The sequence below is a fragment of the Streptomyces sp. NPDC007971 genome, from assembly GCF_042958635.1.
In the GTDB taxonomy this organism is placed as follows: Bacteria; Actinomycetota; Actinomycetes; order Streptomycetales; family Streptomycetaceae; genus Streptomyces.
The window spans coordinates 290,589-315,273 of the sequence record NZ_JBIBJK010000001.1 but is presented as its reverse complement, the minus strand read 5'-3'; the positions used below and the strand labels follow the sequence as shown (position 1 = coordinate 315,273).

At 73.0% G+C, this 24,685-nt stretch carries 18 protein-coding genes; 10 read left to right on the top strand and 8 right to left on the bottom strand.

Translation table 11 applies throughout. The features are described from left to right. Positions 1-67: 67 nt before the first annotated feature. The gene (locus tag ACFZCP_RS01385) at positions 68-1,873 is read left to right on the top strand and encodes a caspase family protein (protein WP_391423013.1); all 1,806 of its coding nucleotides are present in this window, start codon (positions 68-70) and stop codon (positions 1,871-1,873) included. Positions 1,874-1,876: 3 nt separating this feature from the next. Here the strand turns inward: ACFZCP_RS01385 and ACFZCP_RS01380 are convergent, their stop codons facing one another. The 5 genes from ACFZCP_RS01380 to ACFZCP_RS01360 form a co-directional block, all read right to left on the bottom strand. Beyond that, positions 1,877-6,262 (bottom strand): CHAT domain-containing protein, encoded by a 4,386-nt coding sequence (locus tag ACFZCP_RS01380; protein WP_391423011.1) that lies wholly within the window; start codon positions 6,260-6,262, stop codon positions 1,877-1,879. A gap of 13 nt (positions 6,263-6,275) precedes the next feature. Beyond that, positions 6,276-7,790, bottom strand: a complete 1,515-nt coding sequence (locus ACFZCP_RS01375) for a gluconate:H+ symporter (RefSeq protein ID WP_391423009.1) — start codon at positions 7,788-7,790, stop codon at positions 6,276-6,278. A 115-nt stretch (positions 7,791-7,905) separates the two neighbouring features. Continuing rightward, the gene (locus tag ACFZCP_RS01370) at positions 7,906-8,316 is read right to left on the bottom strand and encodes a Rid family hydrolase (protein ID WP_391423007.1); all 411 of its coding nucleotides are present in this window, start codon (positions 8,314-8,316) and stop codon (positions 7,906-7,908) included. A gap of 28 nt (positions 8,317-8,344) precedes the next feature. Continuing rightward, positions 8,345-9,109 (bottom strand): IclR family transcriptional regulator C-terminal domain-containing protein, encoded by a 765-nt coding sequence (locus ACFZCP_RS01365; protein ID WP_391423005.1) that lies wholly within the window; start codon positions 9,107-9,109, stop codon positions 8,345-8,347. Then, positions 9,106-10,254: a PfkB family carbohydrate kinase gene (locus tag ACFZCP_RS01360; protein WP_391423003.1), complete on the bottom strand. Its 1,149-nt coding sequence runs from the start codon at positions 10,252-10,254 to the stop codon at positions 9,106-9,108. Before ACFZCP_RS01360 ends, ACFZCP_RS01365 begins: the two co-directional genes overlap by 4 nt. 125 nt (positions 10,255-10,379) lie before the next feature. Between ACFZCP_RS01360 and ACFZCP_RS01355 the strand changes: the two genes are divergently transcribed. After that, the gene (locus ACFZCP_RS01355) at positions 10,380-11,657 is read left to right on the top strand and encodes an alanine racemase (RefSeq protein ID WP_391423001.1); all 1,278 of its coding nucleotides are present in this window, start codon (positions 10,380-10,382) and stop codon (positions 11,655-11,657) included. Positions 11,658-11,673: 16 nt separating this feature from the next. After that, positions 11,674-13,284 carry an amidohydrolase family protein gene (locus ACFZCP_RS01350; RefSeq protein ID WP_391423000.1) on the top strand — a complete coding sequence of 537 codons (1,611 nt, stop codon included), beginning with the start codon at positions 11,674-11,676 and terminating at the stop codon, positions 13,282-13,284. Positions 13,285-13,300: 16 nt separating this feature from the next. Here ACFZCP_RS01350 and ACFZCP_RS01345 read toward each other — a convergent pair whose 3' ends face one another. After that, a complete protein-coding gene (locus ACFZCP_RS01345) occupies positions 13,301-14,131 on the bottom strand; it encodes a trypsin-like peptidase domain-containing protein (protein WP_391422998.1) in 831 nt (276 codons plus the stop codon). 321 nt (positions 14,132-14,452) lie between these two features. Then, entirely contained in the window at positions 14,453-15,136 is a 684-nt protein-coding gene (locus ACFZCP_RS01340) for a hypothetical protein (protein WP_391422996.1), read from the bottom strand. 126 nt (positions 15,137-15,262) lie between these two features. On the opposite strand from ACFZCP_RS01340, the gene ACFZCP_RS01335 reads away from it, so the two are divergent. From ACFZCP_RS01335 to ACFZCP_RS01310, 6 genes are all read left to right on the top strand, one after another. Beyond that, entirely contained in the window at positions 15,263-16,474 is a 1,212-nt protein-coding gene (locus tag ACFZCP_RS01335; protein ID WP_391422994.1) for an aminotransferase class I/II-fold pyridoxal phosphate-dependent enzyme, read from the top strand. 99 nt (positions 16,475-16,573) lie between these two features. Further along, positions 16,574-16,993: a hypothetical protein gene (locus ACFZCP_RS01330; RefSeq protein WP_391422992.1), complete on the top strand. Its 420-nt coding sequence runs from the start codon at positions 16,574-16,576 to the stop codon at positions 16,991-16,993. 297 nt (positions 16,994-17,290) lie between these two features. Further along, positions 17,291-18,373 (top strand): substrate-binding domain-containing protein, encoded by a 1,083-nt coding sequence (locus tag ACFZCP_RS01325; RefSeq protein WP_391422990.1) that lies wholly within the window; start codon positions 17,291-17,293, stop codon positions 18,371-18,373. A 14-nt stretch (positions 18,374-18,387) separates the two neighbouring features. Continuing rightward, on the top strand, positions 18,388-19,587 hold the full coding sequence (locus ACFZCP_RS01320; protein ID WP_391422988.1) for a toxic anion resistance protein: 1,200 nt from the start codon (positions 18,388-18,390) through the stop codon (positions 19,585-19,587). Next, positions 19,584-21,131 (top strand): substrate-binding domain-containing protein, encoded by a 1,548-nt coding sequence (locus ACFZCP_RS01315; RefSeq protein ID WP_391422986.1) that lies wholly within the window; start codon positions 19,584-19,586, stop codon positions 21,129-21,131. Before ACFZCP_RS01320 ends, ACFZCP_RS01315 begins: the two co-directional genes overlap by 4 nt. After that, on the top strand, positions 21,118-21,720 hold the full coding sequence (locus ACFZCP_RS01310; protein WP_391422984.1) for a hypothetical protein: 603 nt from the start codon (positions 21,118-21,120) through the stop codon (positions 21,718-21,720). The genes ACFZCP_RS01315 and ACFZCP_RS01310 overlap by 14 nt, the downstream gene beginning before the upstream one ends. Positions 21,721-21,860: 140 nt before the next feature. Here ACFZCP_RS01310 and ACFZCP_RS01305 read toward each other — a convergent pair whose 3' ends face one another. After that, on the bottom strand, positions 21,861-23,684 hold the full coding sequence (locus ACFZCP_RS01305) for a phosphoenolpyruvate carboxykinase (GTP) (RefSeq protein WP_391422982.1): 1,824 nt from the start codon (positions 23,682-23,684) through the stop codon (positions 21,861-21,863). A 280-nt stretch (positions 23,685-23,964) separates the two neighbouring features. Between ACFZCP_RS01305 and ACFZCP_RS01300 the strand changes: the two genes are divergently transcribed. Then, entirely contained in the window at positions 23,965-24,678 is a 714-nt protein-coding gene (locus tag ACFZCP_RS01300) for a hemolysin III family protein (RefSeq protein WP_391422980.1), read from the top strand. The last annotated feature ends 7 nt before the right edge of the window (positions 24,679-24,685 follow it).

Here is a 24,685-nt window from a genome sequence, read left to right as displayed (position 1 = left end):
CGTCACGTCAAGAGTGCATCTCCGTACGTCGTATTGACCCCCGTGCGCCCCTGGCAAACTCTCCTTCATGAGCTCGATCAAGGCCCTCCTGGTGGGCATCGACGACTATCCGGCCTCCGTGGCGAGCACGCTCGGCGGCTGTGTGAACGACATCGCCGAGGCGCACCGGCTGCTGACGGAGTCGGCCGGCGAACGGGCCGACATCGCCGTCCTGATGAACGGCGAGGCGACCGTGGACGCCGTGACCGACGCGGTGCTCGGGCACCTGGGCTCGGCCGGTCCCGGGGACACCGCGCTGCTCTGGTTCTCCGGGCACGGCACGCAGGAGGCCGCCGCCGGCGCCGATCTGCTGATCGAGGCGACGGGCATGAACCAGGCGCTGGTGTGCGTGGACGGGCCGCTGCCCGACAAGCGCCTCGGCGCGCTGCTGGACCGGGTCGCGGCGGGCGGCGCGCAGGTCACGGCGGTGCTGGACTGCTGCCACTCGGGAGGTGCGACCCGGGAGGCGGAGCTGACCGAGCGGTACGCGCCGCCCCGGCCCGGCTGGGACCTGGCCGGGCAGGAGACGAGGGGGCCCGGCGGACCGCCCCGGCATGTGCTGCTGGCGGCGAGCCGGCTGGACGAGCCGTCGTACGAGGGCTGGTTCGAGGGGCACAAGCACGGGGCGTTCACGCATGCGCTGCTCGGCGCGGTGCGGGCGGCCGGGCCCGGCGCCACCTGCCGGGAGCTGCTGGCGGGGGCCGCGGCGCGGGTGCAGCGGGCGGGCAGCACCCAGCATCCGGTGCTCTTCCCCGATGCTCCGGGCGGCCCGGCCGACCGGCCGCTGCTGGGCGGCGCGGTCCAGTCGGCGAGCCCGCATCTGCTGCGGTACGGCGCCGACGGCTGGGAGGTGGACTGCGGTGCCGTGCACGGGCTGCGGGAGGGCGCTGCACAGGCGCAGGACACCCGGTTCGCGGCGCTGGACGAGGGGCCGGGCCGGGGTGTGGTGCGGGCGGTGGAGGTGTCGGCCGCCCGGACGCTGGTGACGCCGGTGGACTGGGAGCCGGAGCCGGAGCGGGTGTATCCGGTCGCGCTGTCGCAGGTCGCGCTGCCGGCGGCCAGCGTGACGGTGGACGGATCCGCACAGGACGAGGAGTGGCTGGCCGGCGAACTCGGCGCAATGGTCAGGCTGGTGGAGGGTCCCGAGGACGCGCACGGGCTGCACTTCCGGGTGCGGGTGCAGGACGGACGGGCCCGCCTCCTGCGGCGGGACGGCACCGAGTTCACCGCGCCCCTGCCGTTCAGGGGCCCGGGGGACGCCGGGCGGGTCGCGGACTGCCTGGGCCACCTCGCCCGCTGGCACCAGCTGCGCGATCTGGCCCCGCGGCCCTCGCTGCTGGACGGGCTGGTGGAGCTGGAGATCGTCCCGTGGGGCTCGGACGAGCCGCTGCGTACGGACGCGTCCGGGGAGCTGGTCTGCCCGTACCTCCCGGGCCCGGCCGGCCCGCGCCCGCCGTGGGTGTCGATCCGGCTGCACAACCGTTCCCCCGACCGCACCCTGTGGTGCGTGCTGCTGGACCTGACCGACGCCTACGCCTGCGATCCGGTGCTGTATCCGGGGCACTTCATCGGACCGGGGCACACGGGGCATGCGCTGGACGGCGACCCCGTGCAGCTGTCGTTGCCCGCCTCCCGGGCGGCGGTGCCGGGCGCCGAGAGCCGGGACTGGCTCAAACTGATCGTCGCGGACCGGGAGTTGAGCACGGTGCCGTTCCAGTTGCCCCCGTGGGACACGGCCACCGGCGGCCGCGTCCTGGGGCCCGTGCTGGGGGCGGCGGGACGCTGGACGGCGGTGACCGTGCCGCTGCGCACGCTGGTGCCGGACACGCCGTAGGGGTCAGTGCCCCAGGTGGGTGAAGCCGGCCCAGGCGCTCAGGTCGTGCGGGTCGGTGCGGCGGGCCCGGTCGGCGAGGAACTCCGGCAGACCCGGCGGTAGTTCACGATCGGGGTTGAGCATCCACAGCTGGGCCCGGCGCAGGGCCCGGGCCGGGGGCTCGCCGTCGGTGCGCAGGAAGTGGTGGGTGAGGAACATCAGGACCGAGGTCGCCTCGTCCGGGACCGGCCACAGCGAGCCGACGACCGAGCGGGCGCCCGCCGCGAGGAAGGCGGTGGCGAGGCTGTAGGCCTCGTTGTGGCCGCGGCCCGAGACATGGCTGCGGCAGGCGGCCAGCAGGACGAGGCCGAGCCGTTCGCCGCCCGCCCCGGTGATCTCCTCGGCCGCCAGCTGCCCGTCGTGCAGCGAGAGATAGGCGCTGCGACGGGCGTTCTCGGCGACGGACGCATGGCAGGCCAGGTGCAGCACGCCGCCGTCCTGCGGTGTCTCGCGCAGCCAGCGCAGCACCTCGCCCGGGCTGCCCGGGCCGTCGGTGGGGCCGGTGGTGCGGCGGCCCAGGAAGCGGGCGCCGGGGTAGAAGGCCCGCTGGACGGCGTCGGCCTCCTCGCCCGCGTGCCGCAGATCGCCGGTGGGGTTGCCGACGATCAGGGCGGCGCCGGTGTGCTCGGCGGCGGGCCGGGCGGCCACCTGGCAGAACAGGCGGGCCGAGGCGGCGTAGGAGATCTCGGCGGCCTGCAGCGCGTACTGCCGCCCGCGCGGCCCGCCCGCCTGCCAGGCCGCGTGCCAGGGCACCAGCCCCAGCCTGCCCATGGGCACCAGCACCAGGCGGGGCATCCGCCCGGCCGGCATCTCGAAGGCTTCCAGCAGGGGCTTCATCGCCGCGTACCAGGCCCAGCCGCTCAGCCGGTCGAGCTGGGCGCGCAGGGAGGGCGGCGCGGTGGGACGCAGCCCGGGCACGGGACCGAGATCGCGCGGCTCGCCCTCGCGGGGATGGCCCGGACCGGGGACGCCGTCACCACGGCCGACTTCACGACGCCCGACCTCGCGGGGGCCGCCTTCGCGGAGGTCGCCCTGGCCGGGGACGTCGCCGCCGCGGCCGTCCTCGCCGCGGTGGTCCCTACGGGGGCCGTCCGTACGGGAGCCGGCCTCTCGGTGGCGGTCGTCGTGGCGGACGTCCTCGCCGCGGCCGTCCGTGCGGGGTCCGGGCTCGCGGGGTCCGGGCTCGCGGGACAGTCCCTGGGCCGGGCCGTACTCCTTCAGCGGGGCCGCGTCCTCCGTCAGGGTCGGCAGGGGCACGGCGTGCACCGCGCCCCGCGACGTGACGACGAGGGCGGTGCCCGGCGTGTCCTCCGTGGCCGGCACCAGGTAGACGAGGGCGTCCTTGGCGAGGGCGCGCAGGGCCTCGGCGATCTCGTCGGGGGCCGGCGGGTCGAGGAGCCGGGCCTGGTGGGGGGCGTCGGTGCCGGTGAGCGCGGCCAGCACGCGGCGGCGCAGGGTGCTGGGGACGGTGAGGGGGGTCCGGGTGGCGGTGAGCGGGTCGGTGGCCTGCTCGCCCGCGTCGGCTCCGGCGGCCCGCCACTCGTCCGCCAGGTCCGTGTGGCCGGTGGCGGTGAGCAGGTCGGGGACGGTCGCGGAGGTGAGGGCCGCGTGCAGGACCAGGCCCCGGCAGGCGTCCAGGGCCCTGAGGGCCTGCTCGGGCCGGTCGTCGCGCAGGCACCAGCCGGCCACCTCCAGCGCGGCCCGGGTAGCCTGCGCGGCGGCGACCGTCGCATGGTCGGTGCCGGACTGCAGCAGCGCGGCCCAGGCGTGGCCGCGCAGCGACTCCAGGCCCGTGGCGCGGGCGCCGTCGCGGTCGCGGCGGTGCAGGTCGTCGCGGGCACGCAGGGCCCGGGCGAGCGCGAGGCCGGTGTCGGCATGGAGGCGGTGCTCGGGGCCGCCGGTCTCCGCGAAGGCGCCCTCCAGCAGGGCGATGCCCTTGGCCAGGCGTTCCCTGCGGCGCACCCGGTCGATCTCCAGCTCGGACAGCGCGCAGTGGGCGATGCCCAGGCCGTTGGCGTAGCGCAGGCGGCTGTCGCTGCCCGGTTCGCACAGCTCGTGGGCCTCCCGGAGCAGGCCGGTGGCGGCCATGATGCCCGGCCCGTCGTGCTGGGCGGCGGCGTGCACGAACCGGGTCATGCCGTTGTCGCCGAGCACCCAGGCACGGTGGTCGCGGGGCAACCGCTGTGCCTGGCGGCGCAGTTCGGCCGCGCTCGGGCGGGCCGCGAGCGCGGGCAGCGGGGGGACGCCGAGGTGACCGGCGAGGTTGTCGCGCCCGGCGCGGGCGTTCTCCAGGTGGGTGAGGATCTCGATGCGGGAGGGGTCCTCGTCGCTGAGCGTGGCATGGCCCTCGGTGAGCGCGGCGATGTGCCGGTCGGCGTCGGGCAGGTCGCCGCGCCGGATGGCGGCGTGCGCGTCGAAGCCCGCCTGCTGGAGGTCCATCAGGGTGCGCAGATGGGCGGGCAGGCCGGGGTCGGAGCGCAGCCGGCGCCAGGTGGCGGCGCCGGCCTCCATGTCGTCGTCGGCGCCGCCGGTCTGGCCGCGCTGTGTCTGGGCCAGGAAGCGGGCGAGGGCGAGGGCGTGGCCGGACTTGTCGCCGAGGCCTCCGTCGGCCTCCGCCCGGTCGAAGTGGGCGAGCACCTCGTCGAGCCCGGCGCCGGAGCCGCTGCTCATCTCCTCGTGCAGCCGGGCGACGCCCGTGATGGCGTTCGCCGGCCCGCGCCAGGCCGGGTCCAGTTCGGCCCGTTCCAGGACCGCCCCGGTCAGCTCCCGCCGGTGCTCGGCGGTGACGTGGGTGCCCTCGGGGTCGACGAGGGTGAGGTTGTTCAGCATCAGCGAGGCGAGGTGGGCGCGGGCGGGGCTGCCCGGTTCGAGGGAGCGCAGCCGGGCGAGGGCCTGCTCGAAGCCCCGGATGCGGCGGTGGGACCCGACGACGTCCCGTTCGAGGCCCCGCAGGAACTCCTCCTCGCCGAAGTCGAAGAAGGTGCGGCCCTCGCGGATGTCGTCGAGCAGTGCGTCCCAGGTCTCCTTCAGCCGTTCCGCGTCGAGGCCCTCCGGCTGTCCGTCGACCTCGGGCAGTTCCCCGTGGTCGACGAGGGTGAAGCGGGCCCAGGCGTCGAGCATGCGGGCGCACTGGAGCAGGTCGTGGTTGCCGCTTTCCGAGTCCAGGACGAGTCCGGCGGCCCGCAGCACGTCCTGGGCACGGTCCGGACGGGGGTCGTCGTGGTGCCGGGACTGCTGGAAGAGGGCGAGGAAGAGTGCGGTGGCGCCGATGTCGCCGTCCCGCTGCGGACGCCAGGTGTCGAGGGCCCGGCGGACGAGGGCGATGCCGCGGTCCCTGCCCTCGGCGTCGTCGCGGGCGGCGGCCCGCTCGTACAGCAGCCGTCCGAACATGTCGAGGTACTGCGGCAGCAGTTGTTCCTCGGCGCCGGGCCGCTCCAGCAGGCGCCGCAGCTCGACCTCGGCGGCCAGGCTGTGGCCGACGTCCTTCCAGGTGGCCCAGATCATGGCGCGTACGAGGAGGGCGTTGGCCTCGGCCTCGAACGCCCAGTGGGGTTCGGGTCCGCCCGCCCGCCGGGCGTCGGTGAGCGCGGTGTCGAAGGCGTCCCGGGCGGCCTCCAGTTCCTCCCGGTCGATCCGCACCCGGCCGCGCACCAGCATCGCGAGGCCCAGGCTGTAGCGCAGGTGAGGGAGTTCGGCGGGCGGGGCGGTGCCGAGCAGGGCGCGGTAGTGGCGGGCCGAGGTGTCGGCGGCGCCGAGGTCGCCGCTCAGCAGGGCCAGCTGCAGGGACAGGTATCCGGCGCCGGCGCGCAGGTCGGACTCCTCCTCGCTGCCCGGCTCCGCGCCGTCGAGGGCGTCGTCGTGCCGGCGCAGGGCCTCCTCGAGCAGTTCGGCGGAGTCGGGGTCGGCGAGGCAGCGGACCTTGGCGCACACGGCGAGCACGTGGGTGCCCCACGCCCGCTCCCAGGCGAACCCGGGGTCCCCCTCGGGCAGCCCCTCCACCCCTGCCCGCAGCAACGCGAAGGCCTCGTCCAGGAGTTGGCGCTCGCCACCGTCCTCGTACTGCACCCCCCGCAGATGTCCGAAACGGACCCGCCAGGCCGACCAGAGCGGTTCGGGCCCGGGGGTGCTAAAGGCGTGCTCGAACGCCTCGACGGCCAGGGCGAGTTCCTCGTCCCGGCCGTCGTCGTCGCGCAGCAGGTACAGCCGGTGGCTCAGCTCCCCGGCGTACCCGCACAGCTCGGCGGTCGCCGGATCACCGGCACGGAGTCCGGCCAACTCGTCGAGGACGGCGTCGCGTTCCGCGGTGAGGGCACCGACGGGTTCGGACGGCCGGGAGGCTGATGAGGTCACGTACCCATACTGCCTACACGAACAGACTCACCACCCCCGCCACCGCGAACCCCGCCACCGACAGCACCGACTCCAGCACCGTCCAGGTCCGCAGTGTCTGGCGTTCGCTGATGCCGAAGTACTTGGCGACCATCCAGAAGCCGCCGTCGTTCACGTGGGACGCGAAGATGGAGCCGGCCGAGATGGCCATGATGACCAGGGCGGCGAAGGCCTGCGAGTGGTGGTCCTCGGTGAGCAGGGGGGCCACGATTCCCGCCGTCGTCACGATCGCGACCGTGGCCGAGCCCTGGGCCACCCGCAGCACCAGCGAGATCAGGTACGACAGCACGATCACCGGCAGGCCGACGCCGTGGAAGGTGTCGGAGAGGGCCTGCGCGACCCCGCTGGCCTTGAGGATCGCGCCGAACACCCCGCCCGCGCCGACCACCAGCAGGATGTTGCCGACCGGCTTGAGGGAGGAGGTCGACACGGCTTCCAGGGACTTGCGGGACCAGCCGCGCCGGATGCCGAGGAGGTAGTAGGCGAGCAGCAGCGCGAGGGTGAGGGCGACGAAGGGGCTGCCGAAGAACTCCAGGACCGAGCGGCCGGTGGAGGGGTCGAGGGCGATCGAGGAGAAGGTGGCGGCGAGGATGAGGACGAGCGGCGTACCGATGACGGCGAGGACCGTGCCGAGCGGCACCGGCCTCTCCTGCGGTTCCACGCCCTGGGCGCGCTGCTCGGCGACGACGGCCCGCTTCGCCTCCTCGGCCGCCTCGGCCATGTCCTGGGGCACGGCGACGAAGATCCGCCTGCCGATCCAGGCGGAGTACGCCCAGGCGGCCAGGACGGCGGGGATGCCGCAGACGACGCCCATGAGGACGACCCAGCCGAGCTGGACGTGGAGGAGACCGGCGGCGGCGACCGGACCGGGGTGCGGGGGCAGGAAGGCGTGGGTCATGGACAGGCCCGCGAGCAGCGGCAGGCAGTACAGCAGGATCGACTTGCCGGTGGGGGTACCCCCGGGACGGAGCTCGTCGGCGTCCTGGGGGAGTTTGGCGGCCGCGTAGACGAGCGGCGCGAGGACGAAGATGCCGACGTCGAAGAAGACCGGGATACCGAAGATCAGGCCGGTCAGGCCCATGGCGAGCGGTGCGCGCCGCTCTCCGAAGAGGCCGAGCAGCCGGGTCGCCAGCACCTCTGCCCCGCCGCTGACTTCGAGGATCGCGCCGAGCATGGTGCCCAGCCCGATGATGATCGCGACATGGCCGAGGATGCCGCCCATGCCGGACTCGACGGTGGAGACGGCGTCGGAGCGCTGGACGGTGCCGAAGAGTTCGGTGACGGAGAGCCCGGCGAGGAGGCCGACGGTTATGGAGACGGCGAGCAGGGCGACGAACGGCTGGAGCCTGACCTTGATGATCAGGAAGAGCAGCAGGGCTATGCCGACGGCGGCGACGGTGAGCAGTCCTGGGGTGCCGTCGACGAGGAGGAGCAGGCCTCCGGTGTGGGGTGGCGCGGCGGGGGCGGTCGCGGCGAGCGGGAAGGACATATGGGGGGCCTCTTCGTAAATGCACGGTGCTTTCGGGCAGGGAGGAGCGCGGCACGGCGACCGAGGGGTTGCCGTGCCGTGCGGGGCGTGCGGGAGTGAGTGAAGAAAGGGTCCGTCAGCCGAGGACGGCGAGGGCGTCGATCTCGATGAGGAGGCCGGCCGGCAGACCGACGTAGACCGTCGTGCGGGCGGCGGGCGGCCCGGTGAGGCCCTGCTCCTCGAAGTAGGCGTTGTAGATCTCGTTCATCTCGGCGAAGTGGGCCACGTCGGTGAGGTAGACGCGGATCATCATCGCGTCGTCCCAGCCCGCGCCGCCCTCTTCGAGGATCGCCTTGACGTTGGCGAGGGTCTGCAGGGTCTGCTCGCGCAGGGTGGGGCCGGCCGGCGTCGGGGGCCTGCCCTCCTCGGCGGGCAGGAAGCCGACCTGGCCGGCGACCTGGAGGATGTTGCCCTTCCTGACGCCGTGGGAGAACTTCGCGGGCGGGGTGGTGTGGGTCTTCGGGGTGAGCGCGGTCTTCTCGGTCATGCGCAGGTGCCCTTCGCTGGCGTTTCGGTCATTCGGGGGTGCCCTTCACCGGCGTCCTTCCGGAGTACTCGCCGCTGATCGCGTCCGCGGTACGGCGCACCTGCGGGAGCAGGGTGAGGAGTTCCTCGGCGGTGACGACGACGTTCGGCGCCGACACCGACATCGCGGCGACCACCCGGCCGTCGGCGCCGCGGACGGGGGCCGCGACGCAGTTGATGGACTCCTCGTGGCCGCCGAGGTCGGTGGCCCAGCCCTGTTCGCGCACCTGCTCCAGCTCCCGCAGGAAGGCGGCGGCGTTGGGGGTCGAACGGGCCGTGTAGAGGGGGTAGTCGAGCTTGTCCGCGAGGGCGCGGCGCTCGGGTTCGGGCAGGTCGGCCAGGAGCAGTTTGGCGACGGCGGCGACGGTGATCGCCACGGGCTTGCCGATCCGGGAGTACATCCGGACCGGGTAGCGGCTCTCGACCTTGTCGATGTAGAGGACCTCGTTCTCCTCGTACACGGCGAGGTGCACGGTGTGGCCGCAGCTCTCGTTGAGGCGGACGAGGTGGGGGTGGGCGATCTCGCGGATGTCGAGGTTCTCCATCGCCTCCTGGGCGAGGGCGAAGAGGCGGGCGCCGAGGCGGTAGCGCTGGTCGGACTGGCGGTAGACCAGGCCGTGCTCGTGCAGGGTGCGCAGCAGGCGCAGGGCCGTGGACTTGTGGACGCCGAGCCGGTCGGCGACCTGGCCGAGGTCGGCGGGGCCCTCGGCGAGCAGCGGCAGGATGCTCAGGGCGCGGTCGACGGTCTGACTCATGCGGTGTTCGCCTCCTCGGTGGCCTCGCCGGCTTGCGTCCAGCCGGGGCCGAGTCGAAGTCTCCCCCATGCCTCGTCGTCCAGGGCTGCGAGGCGGTCGGCGCGGCTCATCCAGGAGGGGCGCTGCGACGGGGGTCCCCCCGGGCGTTCGGCTCCGGGGCGGGCTCCTTGAGGGGCGGTGGCCGGGTGGCGGGTGGGAGGGACGGCCAGGTCGCCGGGCGTGGTGAGCGCGGCCGCGGCCATCAGGTGCCCGTGCCGGATGCGCTCTCGCGGGGGCAGGCCGCGCAGGGTGGCGGAGAGGAATCCGGCGGCGAAGGCGTCCCCGGCGCCGACATGGGCGACGACGTCGACCCTCGGGGCCCGGACGAAGGTCGCGGTGCCGTCGGCGTCCTGGAGCCCCTCGGTGTTCCTGTCGAACACGGTCGCTCCGCCGCTGCCCTGCTTCACGACCACGATCTCCGGCTCGGGCAGGGCTTCCAGGATGGCCCGGCCGCCGTGCAGTCCCCACGCCTGACGTGCCTCGTCGTCGCCCACGAACACGATGTCGGCGCACCGCGCCAACTCCAGCAGCACCCGCGGCCCGTCGGCGTCCGGCCACAGCGCGGGCCGGTGGTTGACGTCGAAGGAGACCAGGGGGCGGCCGGGCCGCGGGGCCGTCAGTTCCCGCATCAGTGCCAGGCAGTCGCCGGAGAGTGCCGCCGTGATGCCGGACAGGTGCAGCAGCCGCCCGGCGCGCACGGCGGCCAGATCGACGTTGTCGACGGCCATCGCGGAGGCCGCCGAGCCGGTCCGGTAGTACGCGACCTCATGCGCGTCGGTGGCCCGGTCGGCCGCGGTGCGGAAGTAGATGCCCGTCGGCCGGCCGGCGTCGATGCTGACGGCGCTCGTGTCGACGCCGTACCCGGCGATCCGCTCGACCAGGTGCTGCCCGAACCCGTCCGCCCCCACCCGGCTCACCCACCGCGTGGAGTGGCCGCGGGCCGCCAGGACGCAGGCGACGTTGGACTCGGCTCCGCCGATGGCCCGTTCGAAGGCGGGGACGTCGGCGAGGCGGCCCGGCCGGGTGGGCAGGAAGGTGACCATGGACTCGCCGAGCGCCACGACGTCCACAATGTCAGGGGCGTTGCGGGCTCCGGTGACGGTCACGATCGTCGTAGCTCCTCGGTGGCGGGAGTCCGTTGACCCCGTGTTGGCCGAGATGTTAGACAGCAGTGAGCGACATACGCAATGCACGTTGCAAATAATGCAACGCAGCAGATCAGGGAGGGCCCATGGCTCGCGAAGCCGGTTCCGAAGCACTCGCCCGCCTCGCCGAGGAACGCATCGACCATCGCTTCAAGGGACTCCCGCCGGATGCCGCGGGCCTGACCGTCGCCGAGCTGGCCGCCCAGCGCCGCAACCTCTTCACCGACGGCTTCACCACCCCGGTCCTCGCCCTGTCCGCCGAGCGCCTGGAGCACAACCTGGCGCTCATGGAGACGTACACGGCCCGGCACGGCCTCGCCTTCGCCCCGCACGGCAAGACCTCGATGGCCCCGCAGCTCTTCCGGCGCCAGATCGAGCACGGGGCGTGGGGCATCACCCTCGCGATGCCCCACCAGGTGTGGGTGGCCCGGGCGTTCGGGTTCGGGCGGATCTTCCTGGCCAACGAACTCGTGGACCCGGCCGCCCTGCGCCGCATCGCCGCCGACCTGGCGGCCGACCCCGACTTCCGTTTCGTCTGCTACGTCGACTCCGTGCGCGGGGTCGAGCTGATGGACGCGGCCCTGCGCGGCGCCGCCCGCCCGGTGGACGTCGTGGTGGAGCTGGGCGCGGGCGAGGGTGCGCGTACCGGCGTGCGCACGGACGCGGACGCGAGGGCGGTCGCGGACGCGGTGGCGGGCACCGGGACCCTGCGCCTGGTGGGCGTCGCGGGCTACGAGGCCCAGGTTCCGGGGGCGTCACCGGACCGTGTGGGCGACTGGCTGCGGCGGCTGGTGGCTCTCGCCGCCGAGTTCGACAAGGCGGGGCTGTTCGCCGGGGCCGGGGAGATCGTGCTGAGTGCCGGCGGCAGCGAGTGGTTCGACGCGGTCGCCGACGTCTTCGCCGAGGTCCCCGCGCTCTCGCTCCCCGTCCTGAAGCTGCTCCGCTCGGGCGCGTACGTCTCGCACGACGACGTGCACTACAGCAGGCTCACCCCGTTCAACCGGGTGCCCGAGGAGGGCTCCCTGGAGCCCGCGTTCCGGCTGTGGGCGCAGGTCGTCTCCCGGCCCAGTCCCGAGCAGGCCTTCGTCAACGCGGGCAAGCGGGACGCCGCCTACGACCTCGACCGTCCCGTGGCCCACGTGGTGCGCCGGGACGGCACCGAGCACCCGGCGACCGGCATCGAGGTGACCGCCCTGTCGGACCAGCACTTGTGGCTGGGCACCGGCCCTCGGGCGGACGTCGAGGTCGGCGACTGGATCGGCTTCGGTCTGTCCCACCCCTGCACGGTGTTCGACAAGTGGCAGCTGATCCCGGTGGCCGAGGCGGACGGGACGGTCGTCGACTACCTCCGCACCTTCTTCTAGGGAGCAGGGGAGCGCCGTGGAGGACCTGGTCATCCGGGACGCGGACGTCGTCGACGGCAGCGGTGCGGATTCCTACCGCGCCGATGTCGTCCTGGACGGCGGCCGGATCGTCTCGATCGTCAAGGAGGCCGCGGCGGCGGGCTGCCAGCGGCCCGGGGCGCGGCGGGAGCTGGACGCGGAGGGGCTCGTCCTGTCCCCCGGCTTCATCGACATGCACGCCCACTCCGACCTGGCGCTGCTGCGCGACCCCGACCACAGCGCGAAGGCCGCGCAGGGGGTCACGCTCGAAGTGATCGGCCAGGACGGCCTGTCGTACGCGCCGGTGGACGACCGCACGCGGGAGGAGGTCCGCCGGGCGATCACCGGCTGGAACGGGTACGGCGACGACATCGACATGGACTGGCGGACGGTCGGCGAGTACCTCGACCGGCTGGACGGGGGCATCGCCGTCAACGCCGCCTATCTCGTGCCGCAGGGCACGGTGCGCGCGCTCGCGGTCGGCTGGGAGGACCGGCCGGCCACCCCCGCCGAGCTGGACCGGATGCGGCAGCTGGTGGCGGAGGGCCTGGAACAGGGCGCGGTGGGCCTGTCCTCCGGGCTCACCTACACGCCCGGCATGTACGCGGGCAACGCCGAGCTGACCGAGCTGTGCCGGGTGGTGGCCGGGTACGGCGGCTACTACTGCCCGCACCACCGCTCCTACGGCGCCGGGGCCCTGGAGGCGTACGCCGAGATGGTGGAGCTGACCCGCCGGGCGGGCTGTGCGCTGCACCTGGCCCACGCCACCATGAACTTCGGCGTCAACCGGGGCCGGGCGCCCGACCTGCTGGGCCTCCTCGACCGGGCCCTGGACTCCGGCGCCGACATCACGCTGGACACCTACCCCTACACCCCCGGGTGCACGACCCTGGCCGCGCTGCTGCCGAGCTGGGCGGGCGAGGGCGGGCCGGACCGGATCCTGGCCCGGCTCGGCGACCCGGCGACGGCCGAGCGGATCCGGCACGACCTGGAGGTGACCGGCTCGGACGGCTGCCACGGGGTGCCCGTCCAGTGGGACACGATCGAGATCGCGGGCGTGACGAACCCCGGCCTCGGTGACCTCGTGGGCCGCACGGTCCTGGAGGCGGCCTCGGAGCGCGGTGAGACTCCCTGGTCGACCGCCCGCCGCCTGCTGGCCGAGGACCGGCTGGGCACGACGATCCTCCAGCATGTCGGTCACGAGGAGAACGTCCGCACGATCATGCGGCACCGCGCCCACACCGGCGGCTCCGACGGCATCCTGCAGGGCGCCAGGCCGCATCCGCGGGCCTACGGCACCTTCCCCCGCTATCTCGGCCACTACGTCAGGGAGTTGGGCGTGCTCACGCTGGAGGAGTGCGTCGCCCACCTCACCGGGCGGCCCGCGGCCCGGCTGCGGCTGCCGGACCGCGGACTGGTGCGCGAGGGCCACCGGGCGGACCTGGTCCTGTTCGACCCGCAGACGGTCGCCCCCGGCGCCACCTTCGCCGAGCCCCGCGCGCTGCCGGCCGGCATCCCGTACGTCCTGGTCGACGGCCGGTTCGTCGTCGAGGACGGCCGGCGCACGGACGTACTGGCGGGCCGGTCGGTCCGCCGTACGCCCGTGTGAACGTTCCGGCCGGGGGTTACGGCTTGGGCAGGGTGCAGCCGGACGCGTCGAGGTTCAGCTTGTTCCCGGTGGTGAAGCACGCCGGGATGATGTAGGTCTCCTCGGCGTAGTTGATGCCCTTGCGGACGGTCACGTTGCCGTTCTGGTCGACCTCGCAGGGGTTGTTCTCGGTGCAGCGCTCGCCGTCCTCGTTGCCCGTGTTGTTGACGGCGACGACCTTGCCGGTGGCGGTGTCGATCACGGGCGAGCCCGAGGTGCCGCCGATGGTGTTGCAGGCGGAGGTGTAGCGGAGCGAGTCCTTCCAGGTCCAGTCGCCCTCCTGGAGCCGGTAGACGAACCCGTCGACGTTGCAGCTGTAGATCCGCTTCCAGTAGCCGGAGACGACCTTGATGGCGGAGCCGGCGGCGGGGTGCGTGTCCTGGAGGGTGAGCGGGCTGATGCCGTACGAGCTCTTGATCTTCGCGTACGTGGTGGTGGTGCGGTAGATCGTGATGTCCGTGTCCGTCATGGTCGAGTAGACGACCTGGTTGGCGCGGAGCGTGGCGACCTTGCTACCGGAGGAGTTCAGCAGGCCGAAGGAGCGGCTGGAGGACTGGCCGGTGATGACCTCGCCCGGCCCGGGGAAGCCGGTCTCCAGGCAGTGGCCGTTGGTCAGCACGAGCGCCGGGTCGGTGTCCGCGGAGGCGGGGAAGCGGACGACCGAGCCCGAGCAGTTGCTGAGCGAGACGGTGCCGGCGAAGTCGACGGTCGCCGCGGGGGCCTTGGCCTGCGGGGCGGCGACCGCGGGGGCCGCACCCACCCCGGCTATGGCCAGGGAGGAGAGCGCGGCAAGGAGAGGCTTGTTCATGTGGGGGTCCCCTCTTACGACTTGGGCGACCGGAGTTCTTCCGGCCGCCCACTGAGTTGTCATGCGCATTCTCGATGCCGCGAGGGGGTGCGAACAAGAAGCGCGGTCAGGTCATAGGGGTTTCCCTGTGCGCGGAGCAAGAGGGAACTCGGCCGCACCGCAACCGACTTGGGACGGGCACCCCCGCCGCTCCGCGGCCGCCCGTGGCCCCACGACGACGGCATTCCGGCAGCACCGGCCCCTGAGGACGGCGCCCGGCAGCGCCACCCCCGGGACGGCGCCCGTTACGCCTCCCGTGGCGGCGAAAGCGTCGCCCGCCGGTCAGTGGTGGTGCCACCGGCCGCCGCGACCGTGCTTCCAGCCGCCCGGGGAGCCGGGCGCGGAGACCGTCGGGCCTGCCGTCGTACCGGTGGGCACGGGCGGGCGGGACACCGCGGGCGCCTGGGCGGAGGCGGTCGCGACGGTCGGCCCGCCGGTCGCCCGGGGCCGGGACGCGGTGACGGCCGGGGAGGCGGCCGGGCCGGACGGCGCGGCCGGCCCGGACGTGCCGGTGGCCGTCGCGGCGGACGCGGAGCCGGTGTCCGTGCGCGGGCTCGCGGCGGCGGAGTCACCGGCGGCGACGCGCCCGCGGCCGGACGGACCGGTCCTGCCCGGCCCCGGGGAGTCCGAGCCGCCCGCCAGCGCCGCGATCACCGCGACCGTCCCGGCGGCACCGAGGGCCCCGGCGAGGATCACCGTCCGGCGGCGTGAGCCCGTGCGCCGCTGCCGCCGCCGGCGCTCCGCACGGCCCTCGGCGGGCTCACGCGGCGCCGGCACCACGGGCAGCCGGGCCGTCTCGTCGTAGGCGTTGTGGTGCCAGCCATGGGCGGAGGCCGGATCGGCGTACTCCTCGTACGAGGGGGCGGCGCCCGTCTGCGGGTGGTACACGTTCGGGCGGCCGTCAGGGCCGGCGTCCGCTCCCTGCGCGCCGTGCGCCCCCGCCCCGTGGTCGCGTTCGGTGGACATGGCGGCGGATTCTAGAGAGGCGGGCCGCTTCCGGGACAGCTACCGGCGATAACAGCACAAACCTCCGGGTCCCACGTGGCGGACAACACGGCCCACGAGGCGTTACCGGGCCGTAAGCTCACAGGCATGCAGGTGATCCAGTCGACCAAGCTCGCCAACGTCTGTTACGAGATCCGGGGCCCGGTTCTCGAGGAGGCGATGAGGCTGGAGGCGGCCGGTCACCGCATCCTCAAGCTCAACACCGGCAATCCCGCCGCCTTCGGCTTCGAGTGTCCGCCGGAGATCCTGGAGGACATCCTCCGCAACGTCTCGACGGCACACGGCTACGGCGACGCGAAGGGCCTGCTGGCAGCCCGCCGTGCGGTCGTCATGCACAACCAGACCCTCGGCATCGAGACGGACGTCGAGCACGTCTTCATCGGCAACGGCGTCTCCGAGCTGATCGTGATGGCGATGCAGGCGCTGCTGGACGACGGCGACGAGGTCCTGGTCCCGGCCCCGGACTACCCGCTGTGGACGGCGGCCGTCTCCCTGTCCGGCGGCACGGCCGTCCACTACCGCTGCGACGAGCAGTCCGACTGGATGCCCGACCTCGCCGACATCGAGCGCAAGGTCACCGACCGGACCAAGGCCATCGTCGTCATCAACCCGAACAACCCCACGGGTGCGGTCTACGACGAGGCGATGCTGCGGGGCCTGACCGACATCGCCCGCCGGCACAACCTGCTGGTCTGCTCCGACGAGATCTACGACAAGATCCTCTACGACGGCACCACCCACACGCCCACGGCGGCCGTGGCCCCCGACCTGCTGACGCTGACCTTCAACGGCATGTCGAAGGCGTACCGGGTGGCCGGCTACCGGGTCGGCTGGATGTCGGTCTCCGGCCCGCGCTCCCACGCCGACTCCTACATCGAGGGCCTGACGATCCTGGCCAACATGCGGCTGTGCGCGAACATGCCGGGGCAGCACGGCGTGGTCGCCGCACTCAGCGGACGCCAGTCGATCAACGACCTGGTGCTGCCGGGCGGGCGGCTGAAGGAGCAGATGGACGTCGCCTACGAGCTGCTGACGCAGATCCCGGGCGTCAGCTGTGTGCGGCCGAAGGGGGCGCTGTACCTCTTCCCGCGCCTCGACCCGCAGGTGTTCAAGATCAAGGACGACCGGCAGATGGTGCTGGACCTGCTGCGCCAGGAGAAGATCATGGTCGTCCACGGCACCGGCTTCAACTGGCCCGAGCCCGACCACTTCCGGGTGGTGACGCTGCCGAGCGCCGGTGATCTCCGGGACGCGGTGACACGGATCGGCACCTTCCTGGACGGATACGGCCAGCCGTAGCGGACGGAGACCGGCGGACCGCAGTCCGTGACCAGACTCAACTTTAGACGAAATCCAAGCTAGGATGGCTTCCTGTCAGAGCACAGGAGGCCATCCCCCATGTACGAACCGATCCGCACCAAGTCGGTCCACAGCACGGTGGCCGGCACCCCGTCCGACTTTCCCCACCGGTCGCGCGAGGAGGAGCTGGACATCCAGCTCGCCGGGCACCTCGCCGCGCTCCTCGCCGTCACCGACGAACTGCGCGCCCTCGCCCCCTCGGGCGACCTGGACACCGCCGCCGAGCGGCTCGCCGGTGAGGTGACCCGGCTGCGGGGCGGACGTACCCCGCTGCGGGCGGCCCCGGCCGCCGCAGGGGCGCCCGAGGACCTGCACCGGCGGGCACACGCGCTCGCGGGCCGGGCTCTGGTGGTCGCCGCCTCGCGCGCCGACACGGCGGCGGCGATCCTCGCGGCCGAACGCATGGACGCGCACACCGCTGCGCCGGCCGGGCCGAAGGAACTGAGCACGGCCCACTGACCCCGCTCCAGGGGTCCCCTCGACGGCCCCGGTCCGCGTGCACCGCAGCGACGCGCGGACCGGGCGCCACACACCGCGTCGGGCCAGCCGTGGTGCGTTGCGCCGTTTCGGCTTGTTCCGTCCTGCGACTGCCGGTCGTTCGTGGTTGCTCGCGCAGTTCCCCGCGCCCCTCCGAGGCGCTCCACGCGCCGTTCGCCGTGGGCCCCTTGGGGGCGTTGCAGTGCCGGGGCCGGTATGTCACCCACCGTTCACCGGCCGCCACGGGGAACGTTGGATTCCGGGAGCACGCTCCCCGGCGTGAGACGTATCGCGGGAATCGTCCTCGCGGTCCTGCTGATCGGCGGCGTGGTCATCGCCGTCGTCGTGGGCCGTCAAGGGGAGGACAAGGGCACGGCAACGAAGACCGTGCGAGGAGTGATCGGTTCGGAGAAGGCGGACTTCTTCGCCGATCCCGACGTGGTGAAGGCCCTTGCCGCCAAGGGCTTCACCGTCAGGACGGAGGCATCGGGTTCCTGGGCCATGGAGGGCCTGGACCTCAAGGGGTACGACTTCGCGTTCCCGTCCAGCCAGGCGCCCGCCGACCAGCTGGCCGCCAAGTACCACGTGCAGGAGCCGCTGCCGCGGCCCTTCTACTCGCCCCTCGTGGTCGTGGCCCACCGCAGCGCCGCCGACGTGCTCGCCGCCAATGGTCTGGCGGTCCTGGACGGGAAGAGCCGCGGCACGCTGAAGATGGCCGCCTATCTGGACGCCGCCCGGCACGACCGCACCTGGCAGCAGCTCAGGGGAGCGTCCCGGCACGGGGAGCTGACCGGCACCCTCTACATCGCGAGCACCGACCCCGAGACCTCCAACTCCGGTGCCCTCTACCTCGCCGCGGCCTCCTACGTCGCGGGCGGCGGCAAGGTGGCCGCGAACGACGCCGACGTCGGGCGCACCGCGCCCCTGCTGCACAAGCTGGTCAGCGTCCAGGGCGCCCAGCAGTCCAGCTCGGACGCGGTCTTCCGCGACTTCGTCAGCGGCGCCGGCAACCCCCTGGTGCTCGTGTACGAGTCGCAGGTCGCCTCGCTGCTCTCCCAGAAGCACGGCGCCGGGGCGGACGACCTCGTGGTGCTCTACCCGGACACCACGGTCAACAGCGACCACACCGTCGTACCGCTCGACGCGAACGGCCGCGCGCTCGGTGAACTGCTCAGCACCGACCCGGCCCTGCGCAGGCTCGCCGTCCGGCACGGCTTGCGGCCGCAGGGCGACGCCGCCGAGTTCGCCGCCGCCACCGCGGACCACACCGACTACCTCAACCAGAAGCTGACCGGCGTCCGGCAGGCGCCCGTGCCCACCTCCGCGGTGCTGCACGAGATGGCCCGCCGGGCGCGCGGATGACGGGGGGACAGCACATGACCACGGCAGACGAAGGGTTCTCGCTCACGCCGCCCGGCGACGGCGAGTTCACGCTCACACCGCCCGAGGCCGTCGCGCCCGTGCCCCGGGACAAGGCCGGCGGGCTCGTGCCCGTCGAGGACGGGGTCCGTGCCGAGATGGCGCGCAAGGCCGCCGGCTACGTCGAGGCGGTCGCCTCGCTCGACGCCCGCTCGCCCGAGTTCGCGAGCAGGATCGGGGAGATCACCTCCCTCGGCGCCGGTGACATGCGCGCCGCCGCCGTGCAGTCCAACCGCATGCTGGAGCGGGCCGTGCGCAGCCTGCCCGACAAGGGCGGGGACGCCCAGTCGAAGGTCGCCGGGTCGCTGGTGGAACTCCGCCGGGTCGTCGAGGACCTGGACCCGCGCGACCTGCCGGCCGGCCGGACCCGCAAGTTCCTCTCCAAGCTGCCCGGCGGCACCAGGCTGCGCGACCACGTCGCCAAGTACGCCTCCGCGCAGGGCACCCTGAACAGGATCGTGGGCTCGCTGCGCGGCGGCCAGGACGAACTGCGCCGCGACAACGCCGCGCTGCAGACCGAGCGGGTCCGCCTGTGGGAGACCATGGGCAAGCTCCAGGAGTACGTCGTCCTCACCGAGGCCCTGGACGGCGCCGTCGAGCAGCACATCGACCGGGTCACGGACCCGGAGCAGGCCGACGGCCTGCGCGCCGACGTCCTCTTCCCCGTCCGGCAGAAGCACCAGGACCTGCTCACCCAGCTCGCGGTGTGCGCACAGGGCTACCTCGCCATGGACGTCGTACGCCGCAACAACGACGAGCTGATCAAGGGCGTGGACCGGGCGGCCACCACCACGGTCTCGGCCCTGCGCATCTCCGTGATGCTGGCCTCCGCGCTCGACAACCAGAAGAAGGTCGTCGAGCAGGTCAACGCGCTGCGCGGCACCACCGAGGACCTCATCCGGGGCAACGCGGAGATGCTCGCCACCCAGAGCGGCGAGATCCAGCGCATCGCCGCCGACCCGGCCGTCGGCGCGGACACGCTGCGCTCGGCCTTCCAGCAGATCTACCGCACCCTCGACACCATCGACACCTACAAGGTGCAGGCGACCGAGGCGATGGCCACGACCATCCGGTCCCTGACGGACGAGCTGCAGAGCGCGAGCGCCCACCTGGAGCGCAGCCGCTCGCAGAACGCGCTGGAGGGCGGACTGGGATGACGACCGGACGCACCGGGCGCGCGCTGGCCCTGCTCGCCACCGCCGCCGCCCTGCTGAGCGCCTGCACGGCCGAGGGGCACAAGGACGACGCCACCGCCCCGAAGCCCGGCACCCTGCGGGTCCTCGCCTCCAGCGAACTCAGTGACATGACCGCCGTCTTCGACCGCGTCCGCAAGGACACCGGCGTCACGATCCGCCCCACCTACATGGGCACCCTGGACGCCGTCGACCTGCTCGCCAGGGGCAGGGCCGACGGGAGGTACGACGCGCTGTGGCTGTCCTCCGACGACTACCTGCGGCTGCGCCCCGACGCGGCGAAGAAGGTGGTCTCCGAGACGCCCGTCATGTCCAGCCCGGTCGCGATCGGCGTCAGACCGGCCACCGTCCGGACGCTCGGCTGGAAGCCGGGGCAGGTCACCTGGGCGCAGGTCGACCAGGCGGTGCAGAACGGCGGGCTGACCTACGGCATGACCGACCCCGCCCGTTCCAACTCCGGCTTCTCCACGCTGATCTCGGTCGCCTCGGCCCTGTCCGGCGCCCAGTCCGCGCTGACGGACGCGGACGTGGCCAAGGCGACGCCCCGGCTGAAGCAGTTCTTCAAGGGCCAGAAGCTGACGTCGGGTTCGTCGGGCTGGCTGGCGACGGCGTACCGCAGGCGTGGCACCGTCGACGCCCTGTTCAACTACGAGTCCGTCCTCAAGGGCATCCCGGGGCTGACCGTGATCCGCCCCGCCGACGGCGTCGTCACCGCCGACTACCCGCTCTCCTCGCTCTCCTCGACCGGCGCCCGCACCCGCGACGACGTCCGCAAGGTGGCGGACGACCTGCGCACCGAGGCCGTGCAGAGGCTCATCACCGCGACCACCCGCCGGCGCCCGGTCGTGCCCTCGGTGCCGCCGGCGGCCGGGCTCGACACCGGCCGCCGCCGCGAACTGCCCTTCCCGGGCAGCCGCTCGGTCGCCGACGGGCTCCTGAGCTCGTACGAGAACGAGCTGCGGCGCCCCTCGCGCACCGTGTACGTCCTCGACACCTCCGGCTCCATGGAGGGCGGCCGGCTGAGCGCGCTGAAGAAGGCGCTCACCGGCCTCACCGGCGACTTCCGCGACCGCGAGGAGGTCACGCTGATGCCGTTCGGCTCGGACGTCAAGAGCGTGCGGACGCACGTGGTGGACCCCGGGGACCCGAAGGCCGGCCTGGACGCCATCCGCCGGGACACCGACTCCCTCGACGCCGACGGCAACACGGCGATCTACACCTCCCTGGAGAAGGCCTACGACCACCTCGGCACCGGCCGCGACACGTTCACCTCGATCGTGCTGATGACCGACGGCGAGAACACCACCGGCGCGAAGGCCGGGGAGTTCGACGGCTTCTACCGCCGGCTCACCGGCACCCGGCGGGACACCCCCGTCTTCCCGATCCTCTTCGGCGACTCCGACCGCGCGGAACTCGCGCACATCGCCGACCTGACCGGCGGCCGCCTCTTCGACGCCCGGCACGGCTCGCTGGACGGCGCCTTCGAGGAGATCCGTGGCTACCAGTAAGGTCCTCGGCTACCTGGAGTCCCGCAAGAACCTCGCCGGCGGCGCCTGCGGCCTGCTGGGTCTGGTGCTGACCTTCACCGGGGTCGCGGGCCCGTACTGGCCCGTCGTGGTCGCCGGACTCTACGGCGCGGGCGCGCTGATCGCCCCGCCGGAGCGGCCTGCCCTGCCCCGGTTCCCGGACCCGTCGGCGCAGCTGGACGCGGTGCGCGAGGACTTCGCGAAGCTCGGCGCCTACCTCGCCGACGTCGACGTGCCGCAGGCCCTGCGCACCCGCCTCACCGAACTGACCGACCTGCTGGGCGCGCTGCTGGACCCGGGCTGGGCCGCAGAGCTGCTCGCCCAGGACCCCGAGGCCGTGCACACGCTGTCCCGGGCCGTGCGGCAGGACGTCCCCGAGGCGGTCGACACCTTCGTGCGCACCAGGTGGTGGACCCGCCTGGCCCCGGGCACCGAGCCGCCCGAGCGGCACCTGGAACGGCAGCTCACCCTGCTGTGCGAGGAGGCGGAACGCCTGGCGGCGGCCCTGCGCGACACGGAGGCCCGGCGCCAGGAGACGCACACGCGGTACCTGGAGGACCGTTCGCAGTAGGCGCGAGCCGCAGCCGACGGCGCTTCGGCATGGACGAGGGCCCCGCACGCCGTTGTGCGGGGCCCTCGACGGTGTCACCACGGCCGGCCGTGACGATCGCTGGTCAGGGCATCCCAACCGGCCGTGGAGTCTTGTCGGTCTCAGCCCAGGCGCTCGACCAGCGCGCGGTACTGGTCCCACAGCTCCTTCGGCGTGTGGTCGCCGAAGGTGTTGAGGTGCTCGGGGACGAGGGCCGCCTCCTCGCGCCAGACGTCCTTGTCGACCGTGAGCAGGAAGTCCAGGTCGGACTCGGACAGGTCGAGACCGTCGGTGTCCAGCGCGCCCTTGGCCGGCAGCACGCCGATCGGGGTCTCGACGCCCTCGGCCCTGCCGTCCAGCCGCTCCACGACCCACTTCAGGACGCGGCTGTTCTCGCCGAAGCCCGGCCAGACGAACTTGCCCTCGTCGTTCTTGCGGAACCAGTTGACGTAGTAGATCTTCGGCAGCCTGGACTGGTCCTTGTCCTTGGCCACGTCGATCCAGTGGGCCATGTAGTCGCCCATGTTGTAGCCGCAGAAGGGCAGCATCGCGAAGGGGTCGCGGCGCAGTTCGCCGACCTTGCCCTCGGCGGCGGCGGTCTTCTCGCTGGCCACGTTGGCGCCGAGGAAGACGCCGTGGTTCCAGTCGAAGGACTCCGTCACGAGCGGCACCGCGGTGGCGCGGCGGCCGCCGAAGAGGATCGCCGAGATCGGCACGCCCTTCGGGTCCTCCCACTCGGGCGCGATGATCGGGCACTGCGAGGCCGGGACGGTGAAGCGGGCGTTCGGGTGGGCGGCCGGGGTCTCGGACGCCGGCGTCCAGGCGTTGCCCTTCCAGTCGGTCAGGTGGGCGGGCGACTCCTCGGTCATGCCTTCCCACCAGACGTCGCCGTCGTCGGTGAGCGCCACGTTCGTGAAGACGGCGTTGCCCCACAGCGTCTTCATCGCGTTGGCGTTGGTGTGCTCACCGGTGCCGGGCGCGACGCCGAAGAAACCGGCCTCGGGGTTGATCGCGTACAGCCGGCCGTCCTCGCCGAACCGCATCCAGGCGATGTCGTCGCCGATGGTCTCCACGGTCCAGCCGGAGATCGTGGGCTCCAGCATGGCGAGGTTGGTCTTGCCGCAGGCGGAGGGGAAGGCCGCGGCGACGTACTTGGACTCGCCCTGCGGCGGGGTGAGCTTGAGGATCAGCATGTGCTCGGCCAGCCAGCCCTCGTCGCGGGCCATGACGGAGGCGATGCGCAGGGCGTAGCACTTCTTGCCGAGCAGCGCGTTGCCGCCGTAGCCGGAGCCGTACGACCAGATCTCGCGGCTCTCCGGGAAGTGGGAGATGTACTTGGTCGAGTTGCAGGGCCAGGGGACGTCCTCCTGGCCGGGCTCCAGGGGGGCGCCGAGGGTGTGCACGGCCTTGACGAAGAATCCCTCGTCGCCCAGCTCGTCGAGGACGGCCTGGCCCATGCGCGTCATCGTGCGCATGGAGACGGCGACGTAGGCGGAGTCCGTGATCTCCACGCCGAGCGCGGACAGCGGGGAGCCGAGCGGTCCCATGCAGAACGGCACGACGTACATGGTCCGGCCGCGCATCGAGCCGCGGAACAGTCCCTGCTCACCGGAGAAGATCTCCCGCATCTCGGCGGGGTCCTTCCAGTGGTTGGTCGGGCCCGCGTCCTGCTCCTTCTCGGAGCAGATGAAGGTCCGGTCCTCGACGCGCGCGACGTCGGTCGGGTCGGAGGCGGCGTAGTAGGAGTGCGGGCGCTTGATCGGGTCGAGCTTCTTGAAGGTCCCCTTGGTGACGAGCTCCTCGCTGAGACGCTCGTACTCGGCCTCGGATCCGTCGCACCAGACCACGTTGTCCGGCTGGGTCAGTTCAGCGATCTCGTTGACCCACGAGATCAGTTCCTGGTGGTTGGTGGGGACGCCGGTGGGAGCCGCGATGTCGCGCGCCACGATTGCTCCTAATTGAGGGATTTTTTGTCTTGTCGCCCCGTGGGGGCTGCGACCCGGACGCTTCGTAGCCGCTCATCCGGTGCCGACCGCACTCATTTGATCATCCGATTCTAGTGCCCATCTGTCCAGAGGGCATCACAGGTGAGCGGCGTGAGGAACGCCACGGTTTCCGTGATTCTTTGCGTCCACATGGAGTTCAACGGAAGGACTTTTTGCGTTGTGCGTGTTCATCAGAGCGTGCTGACGCGCGACTTACGGTGGCGTAGGTACCATGCCGGGCATGACTGCGCCCGTCCCCGACGCGCCCACGGACACGCCGGCCGCCGGCCGCGGTCCCGCCGCGCCCTCCGAGTCACATCCGATCAAGCCCCGGCTTCGCGGCTGGCTGCACCTCGGCATGTTCCCGGCCGCGCTGGTCGCGGGCCTCGTGCTCACCGCTCTCGCCGACTCCACCAGGGGCCGCATCGCCTGCGGGATCTACGCCCTGACGGCATGCCTGCTCTTCGGCGTCAGCGCGCTGTACCACCGGGGCAATTGGAGCCCGCGGATGGACGGCATCCTGCGCCGCCTGGATCACGCCAACATCTTCCTGATCATCGCGGGCACCTACACCCCGCTGACCATGCTGCTCCTGCCCGGCGCCAAGGGCCAGTGGCTGCTGTGGGGCATCTGGGCCGCGGCCGCCGCGGGCATCGTCTTCCGCGTCTTCTGGGTCGGCGCACCGCGCTGGCTCTACACCCCCTGCTACATAGCGATGGGCTGGGCGGCCGTGTTCTTCCTGCCCGACTTCATGCGCACCGGCGGCATCGCCGTCCTGATCCTGGTGATCGTCGGCGGCCTCCTCTACAGCGCCGGCGGCGTCATCTACGGCATCAAGCGCCCGAACCCGTCACCGCGCTGGTTCGGCTTCCACGAGGTCTTCCACTCCCTCACCCTCGCCGCGTTCGTCGTCCACTACGTCGGCATCTCGCTGGTGGCGTACCAGCACGCATAGCCCCTCC

Bases quoted from the DNA above. Each gene is read 5' to 3' on its own strand.
- ACFZCP_RS01385 (WP_391423013.1), top strand. From the start codon at position 68: ATGAGCTCGATCAAGGCCCTCCTGGTGGGCATCGACGACTATCCGGCC.
- ACFZCP_RS01375 (WP_391423009.1), bottom strand. From the start codon at position 7,790: ATGTCCTTCCCGCTCGCCGCGACCGCCCCCGCCGCGCCACCCCACACC.
- ACFZCP_RS01370 (WP_391423007.1), bottom strand. From the start codon at position 8,316: ATGACCGAGAAGACCGCGCTCACCCCGAAGACCCACACCACCCCGCCC.
- ACFZCP_RS01365 (WP_391423005.1), bottom strand. From the start codon at position 9,109: ATGAGTCAGACCGTCGACCGCGCCCTGAGCATCCTGCCGCTGCTCGCC.
- ACFZCP_RS01355 (WP_391423001.1), top strand. From the start codon at position 10,380: ATGGCTCGCGAAGCCGGTTCCGAAGCACTCGCCCGCCTCGCCGAGGAA.
- ACFZCP_RS01345 (WP_391422998.1), bottom strand. From the start codon at position 14,131: ATGAACAAGCCTCTCCTTGCCGCGCTCTCCTCCCTGGCCATAGCCGGG.
- ACFZCP_RS01340 (WP_391422996.1), bottom strand. From the start codon at position 15,136: ATGTCCACCGAACGCGACCACGGGGCGGGGGCGCACGGCGCGCAGGGA.
- ACFZCP_RS01335 (WP_391422994.1), top strand. From the start codon at position 15,263: ATGCAGGTGATCCAGTCGACCAAGCTCGCCAACGTCTGTTACGAGATC.
- ACFZCP_RS01330 (WP_391422992.1), top strand. From the start codon at position 16,574: ATGTACGAACCGATCCGCACCAAGTCGGTCCACAGCACGGTGGCCGGC.
- ACFZCP_RS01320 (WP_391422988.1), top strand. From the start codon at position 18,388: ATGACCACGGCAGACGAAGGGTTCTCGCTCACGCCGCCCGGCGACGGC.
- ACFZCP_RS01315 (WP_391422986.1), top strand. From the start codon at position 19,584: ATGACGACCGGACGCACCGGGCGCGCGCTGGCCCTGCTCGCCACCGCC.
- ACFZCP_RS01300 (WP_391422980.1), top strand. From the start codon at position 23,965: ATGACTGCGCCCGTCCCCGACGCGCCCACGGACACGCCGGCCGCCGGC.